The following is a 5621-nucleotide window of genomic DNA, read 5'->3' as shown; positions in this document are numbered from 1 at the left end:
CGATCCGCATCGGTTCGGGCGGGTCGACGACGACGGCACGGTCTGGTTGGTGACCTCCGCCGGCGAGCGCATCGTCGGGTCCTGGCAGGCCGGCGACGCGGAGGCCGCCTTCGCCCACTTCGGCCGCCGGTTCGACGACCTGAGCACCGAGGTCACCCTGATGGAGGAGCGGCTGGCGGCGGGAACGGGCGACGCCCGCAAGATCAAGGCCCACGCGGCCGAGCTGGCCGAAACGTTGCCGACGGCGGCCGTGCTGGGCGACATCGACGCGCTCGCGCGCCGGTTGGCCGGCCTCATCGACCAGGTCGAGGCCACCGTCGCCGCGGAACGCTCCCGCCGCGAGGAGCATCGCGCCGCCCAGACCGCGCGCAAGGAGGCGCTGGCCGCCGAGGCCGAGGAGTTGGGCGCCAACTCGACGCAGTGGAAGGCCGCCGGGGACCGGCTGCGGGCCATCCTCGACGAGTGGAAGACCATCAACGGCCTGGACCGCAAGGTCGACGACGCGCTGTGGAAGCGGTATTCGGCGGCCCGGGAGGCCTTCAACCGGCGGCGGGGTTCCCATTTCGCCGAACTGGACCGGGAACGACTCGGCGTCCGGCAGGCGAAGGAACGGCTGTGCGAGCGCGCCGAGGCGATGTCCGACTCGACGGACTGGACCGCCACCAGCGCCGAATTCCGCAAGCTGCTCACGGAGTGGAAGGCGGCGGGCCGCGCGGCCCGGGACGTCGACGACGCCCTGTGGCGACGGTTCAAGGCCGCCCAGGACGTGTTCTTCACGGCCCGCAACGCCGCCACCGCGGAAAAGGACGCGGAGCTGCGGGCCAACGCGGAAGCCAAGGAGTCGCTGCTGGCCGAGGCGGAAAAGATCGACACCGGCAATCACGACGCGGCCCGCGCGGCGCTGCGCTCGATCGCCGAGAAGTGGGACGCGATCGGCAAGGTGCCGCGGGAACGCTCCGCCGAGCTGGAACGTCGGCTGCGCGCGGTCGAGAAGAAGGTGCGTGACGCGGGCGAGGCCGACTGGTCGGACCCCCAGGCGCAGGCCCGGGCCGAGCAGTTCCGCACCCGCGCCGAACAATACGAGCAGCAGGCTCAGAAGGCCGCGGCGGCGGGCCGCACCAAAGAGGCCGAAGAGGCCAGGGCCAACGCCGAACAGTGGCGGCAGTGGGCGCAGGCGGCCGCCGAGGCGCTGGCCCGCAAACCCTAGGCTTCGGGGTCGCGCGGCGCCCGGTCGGCGGCGTCGACCCCCGCCCCGCCGTCCAGCCTGTCGAGCAGGGTGATCGACTGCTGCTCGGCCGCCACCCGGCGCCGCTGCTCCTCAGCGGCGAGCTGGACGATGGTGCGCGACCACACCACCCGCGCCCATTGGTAGATCAGCGCCAGGACGACGATCCAGGCGGTGATCAGCCCCAGCCCGGGGCCCGGATGCCCCGCGGCGACGGTCTGGCGCGACCAGATGGCGAGCATTCCGGCCGCCCCGGCGAGCGCGGAACCCGCCAGCGCGACCCAGGCCAGCGCCCAGCGCCGCGTCATCAGCGCCAGCATCGAGAACCCGACGCCGAACACCAGCGCCAGCCAGGCGAACACCCGCGACGGCAACGCCACCGCCGCCGCGCCCGCCCCGTGGCTGCTGAACAGCACGTCCCAGCCCCGCACCGCGCCGGTGTGCGGCAGGATGAACGACCCCAGCAGCACGAAGATCAGGATCGCGACGACGAAGCCGCGTGGGCCTGGGTCGAATCCACGCGCCACGCGGCGCTCGGCGGCCTCGATCTCGGTGCGCAGGGCGTCGAGGTGGGGGTGTTCTTCGTTCATCGGGCACATCCAAGGGGTTCGGCGGGGTTTGCGGGTTCGGGGGGCGCTCCGACGGCGGGCATGCCGAGACCGATGCCGCCCGGGCGCAGCCCGGCGGCGTGCGCGTCCCCCGCGCGGGTGCGGCGATGGCCGAGGATGCCGCCGTCGGCGATGAGATGGTGGGGCGCGGCCTGGGTGATTTTTGCGGTGACGAAATCGCCCGGGCGCACCCGATCGTCGGCGCCGAAGTGCACCAGGCGGCCGTCGCGGGCGCGGCCGGTCATCCGGGCGGTCCGGGTGTCCTTGCGGCCCTCGCCGGCGGCGACCAGCAGTTCCACGGTCTGGCCGACCAGCGCGCGGTTGCCCTCCAGCGAAATCTGCTCCTGTAGTTCGATCAGGCGGTCGTAGCGTTCCTGCACAACGGTTTTCGGCAGCTGCCCGTCGAGCTCGGCGGCCGGGGTGCCCGGCCGCTTGGAGTACTGGAAGGTGAACGCGGCCGCGAACCGGGCCTGCCGCACCACGTCCAGGGTGGCCGCGAAGTCCTCTTCGGTCTCGCCGGGGAATCCGACGATCAGGTCGGTGGTGATGGCGGCGTTCGGCATGGCCGCGCGGACGCGGTCGATGATGCCGAGGTAGCGCTCGGCGCGGTACGAGCGCCGCATCGCGCGCAGCACGCGGTCGGAGCCCGACTGCAACGGCATGTGCAGGGCGGGGCAGACGTTCGGCGTCTGCGCCATGGCCTCGATGACGTCGTCGGTGAATTCGGCCGGATGCGGCGAGGTGAACCGCACCCGCTCCAGCCCGTCGATGTTCCCGCAGGCGCGCAGCAGCCGCGCGAAGGCGCCGCGGTCCCGCGGCAGCGCCGGGTCGGCGAAGGACACCCCGTAGGCGTTGACGTTCTGGCCCAGCAGGGTGACCTCGACCACGCCGTCGGCCACCAGCGCGCGCACCTCGGCCAGGACGTCGGCGGGGCTGCGGTCGACCTCCTTGCCCCGCAGCGACGGGACGATGCAGAAGGTGCAGCTGTTGTTGCACCCGACCGAGACGGAAACCCAAGCGGCGTAGGCCGATTCGCGCGCGCTGGGCAGCGACGACGGAAACTCCTGCAGCGACTCGGCGATCTCCACCTGGGCGGCCTTGTTGTGCCGGGCACGTTCCAGCAGCGTGGGCAGCGACCCGATGTTGTGCGTGCCGAAGACGACGTCGACCCAGGGCGCCTTGCGCAGCACCGCGTCCCGGTCCTTTTGGGCCAGGCAGCCCCCGACCGCGATCTGCATCTCGGGGTTGCCGCGCTTGCGCGGCGCCAGGTGGCTGAGGTTCCCGTACAGCTTGTTGTCGGCGTTCTCGCGGACGGCGCAGGTGTTGAAGACGACCACGTCGGCGTCCGAGCCGTCGACCGCGCGCTGGTAGCCGGCCGCCTCCAGCAGGCCCGCCAGCCGCTCGGAATCGTGGACATTCATCTGGCAGCCATAGGTGCGGACCTGATACGTCCGCGCCGAAACCACCAACGAAGTCACGGGGCCATGGTACGGCGACCCGTCGGCGGGCGAGAAACCGCACGTCACCGGGCTAGACCCGGCGGCGCTCCCGTTCGGCGACCAGCTCGGCGATCACCACCTCGCACGCCAGGTTCTGGCTGTAGCCACGACGCGCGAGCATCCCGACCAGCCGGCGGGTCACCTTCGCGTCGTCGCCGTCCAGCGTCTCCCGGCGCAGCTTGGCCCGCACCAACTGCTCGGCGCGGTCGCGTTCGGCGCCGGCGTCGATCCCCGACAGCGCGGTGGCGATCACGTCCCTGTCGACCCCCTTGGTGCGCAGTTCCGCGGCCAGCGCCCGCTTGCTCTTGCCCGCCGTCGCCCGGCGGGAGGCCACCCACTGTTGTGCGAAGTCGGTGTCGTCGACCAGGCCGACGGCGGCGAGCCGGTCGAGCACGGAGGCGCTGACGTCCTCGGGGTAGCCGCGTTTGGCCAGTTGTCCGTGCAGCTCGGCCCGGGTGCGCGCCCTCGCGGTGAGCAGGCGCAGGCACAGCGTCCGCGCCTGCTCCTCGCGGGAGGGCTCAGAAATCGACGGGGGCGGGCAGGACGCTGTCATCGGACAGACCATCGGTCACGACCGCGCCAATGCCGAGCTTTTCCTTGATCTTCTTCTCGATCTCGTTGGCCACTTCGTCGTTTTCCATCAGGAAGGTGCGGGCGTTCTCCTTGCCCTGACCGAGCTGCTCGCCCTCGTAGGTGAACCAGGAACCGGACTTGCGGATGAAGCCCTGCTCCACGCCCATGTCGATCAGCGAGCCCTCCCGGCTGATCCCCCTGCCGTAGAGGATGTCGAATTCGGCCTGCTTGAAGGGCGGCGACACCTTGTTCTTGACGACCTTGACGCGGGTGCGGTTGCCGACCGCGTTGGTGCCGTCCTTGAGCGTCTCGATCCGGCGCACGTCCATGCGCACCGAAGCGTAGAACTTCAAGGCCTTTCCACCCGTGGTGGTTTCCGGGCTGCCGAACATCACCCCGATCTTCTCGCGCAGCTGGTTGATGAAGATCGCGGTGGTGCCCGAGTTGTTCAGCGCGCCGGTCATTTTCCGCAGCGCCTGGCTCATCAGCCGGGCCTGCAGCCCGACGTGGCTGTCCCCCATCTCGCCCTCGAGTTCCGCGCGCGGCACCAGGGCCGCCACCGAGTCGATGACCAGGATGTCCAGCGCGCCGGAGCGGATCAGCATGTCGGCGATCTCGAGGGCCTGCTCCCCCGTGTCGGGCTGGCTCACCAGCAGGGAATCGGTGTCCACGCCAAGCTTTTTGGCGTAATCGGGGTCCAGGGCGTGCTCGGCGTCGATGAACGCCGCGACGCCACCGGCGGCCTGGGCGTTGGCCACCGCGTGCAGGGCGACGGTGGTCTTACCCGAGGATTCCGGGCCGTAGATCTCCACGACCCGGCCGCGGGGCAGCCCGCCGATGCCCAGGGCCACGTCCAGTGCGATGGATCCGGTCGGGATGACCGAGATCGGCTGACGCATCTCGTCGCCGAGACGCATCACCGAGCCTTTGCCGTAGCTCTTTTCGATCTGGGCCATCGCCAGTTCGAGAGCCTTCTCGCGGTCGGGGGCTTGCGCCATGGTGCCTCTCCTATGGTTCGGTGTGTTCGGTGACCGGTATCGGTCGGTTGGCCGTGACACTAGAGAAGGCCACCGACAAGTTGTCTCACCGAACGTTCCCCACAGTAGCCGAACACCTGTTCGATTCAAGCGGACACGCCGAGGTCGATCGCCGCGTATGGCAACATCTGCTCCCGCAGGGCGCCGACCGGGCCGTCCGGGGCGCCCACACCGAGCGCCCCGACCCCGGCACGTGCCCACCAAGACTTGCCCACCGAAACCGGGGCGGACTCCCCTTGCGAGACGCACACATGGACATCTCCGCCGAATTAGCCCAAATCTCTTCCTACGGGGGGTTTTTCGCGTTGACCGTGGGCGGCGGCGCGGAGGGATGGCACCCGGTCGGCCGGTCCTACGCCGACGGCTTCACTGACCTGGTCGACGCCACCGCCCGGCGCTACCGCACGACGGACTTGCGGGTGGCCGCCTCGCTGGTCCATCTCGGCCACGCCACCCGGCTGTGGTTGGTCGCCCGTGCTCGCCTGCGCCGTCGGTCACGGTGTCCTTCCCGACCTGCGCGATCTGCACCGCGCCGACGACGGCGCGCAACTGCGGTTGCCCGCCCCCGCCGGGAGCCCCGCCGACGCGCCGGAGGCGCTGTACCGGGTGGTGGTGGACGAACACATGCAACCGCTCGCCGCCGGCCTGCGGGTGGGCCTGGCGCCGGCCCTGCTCGCGG

General features: G+C 71.1%; 5 protein-coding genes and 1 pseudogene. 2 read left to right on the top strand and 4 right to left on the bottom strand.

The features are described 5' to 3' along the window. The coding region (locus HMPREF0591_RS25225; protein ID WP_007171547.1) for a DUF349 domain-containing protein at nucleotides 1-1207 on the top strand (1207 nt) is incomplete at its 5' end. Here the strand turns inward: HMPREF0591_RS25225 and HMPREF0591_RS25220 are convergent. From HMPREF0591_RS25220 to recA, 4 genes are read right to left on the bottom strand one after another with little or no spacing between them, the layout of a single operon-like run. Beyond that, complete coding sequence (locus HMPREF0591_RS25220) at nucleotides 1204-1824, bottom strand: Rv2732c family membrane protein (protein WP_085981725.1); 621 nt, start codon at nucleotides 1822-1824, stop codon at nucleotides 1204-1206. The two genes, HMPREF0591_RS25225 and HMPREF0591_RS25220, sit on opposite strands and share 4 nt — an antisense overlap. Then, a complete protein-coding gene (gene miaB, locus HMPREF0591_RS25215) occupies nucleotides 1812-3311 on the bottom strand; it encodes a tRNA (N6-isopentenyl adenosine(37)-C2)-methylthiotransferase MiaB (RefSeq protein WP_170826190.1) in 1500 nt (499 codons plus the stop codon). The genes HMPREF0591_RS25220 and miaB overlap by 13 nt, the downstream gene beginning before the upstream one ends. Nucleotides 3312-3363: 52 nt before the next feature. Then, nucleotides 3364-3885 carry a recombination regulator RecX gene (gene recX, locus HMPREF0591_RS25210; RefSeq protein ID WP_007171544.1) on the bottom strand — a complete coding sequence of 174 codons (522 nt, stop codon included), beginning with the start codon at nucleotides 3883-3885 and terminating at the stop codon, nucleotides 3364-3366. Then, the gene (gene recA, locus HMPREF0591_RS25205; protein ID WP_007171543.1) at nucleotides 3851-4903 is read right to left on the bottom strand and encodes a recombinase RecA; all 1053 of its coding nucleotides are present in this window, start codon (nucleotides 4901-4903) and stop codon (nucleotides 3851-3853) included. Before recA ends, recX begins: the two co-directional genes overlap by 35 nt. 275 nt (nucleotides 4904-5178) lie before the next feature. Here recA and HMPREF0591_RS25200 point away from each other — a divergent pair. Further along, nucleotides 5179-5621 (top strand): annotated as a pseudogene (locus HMPREF0591_RS25200) ((2Fe-2S)-binding protein); the annotation flags it as partial.

Origin of the sequence: Mycobacterium parascrofulaceum ATCC BAA-614 (assembly GCF_000164135.1) — a bacterium.
GTDB classification, from domain to species: domain Bacteria; phylum Actinomycetota; class Actinomycetes; order Mycobacteriales; family Mycobacteriaceae; genus Mycobacterium; species Mycobacterium parascrofulaceum.
The sequence above is the reverse complement of the archived record's forward strand: the minus strand, read 5'-3'. Positions and strand labels throughout refer to the sequence as shown.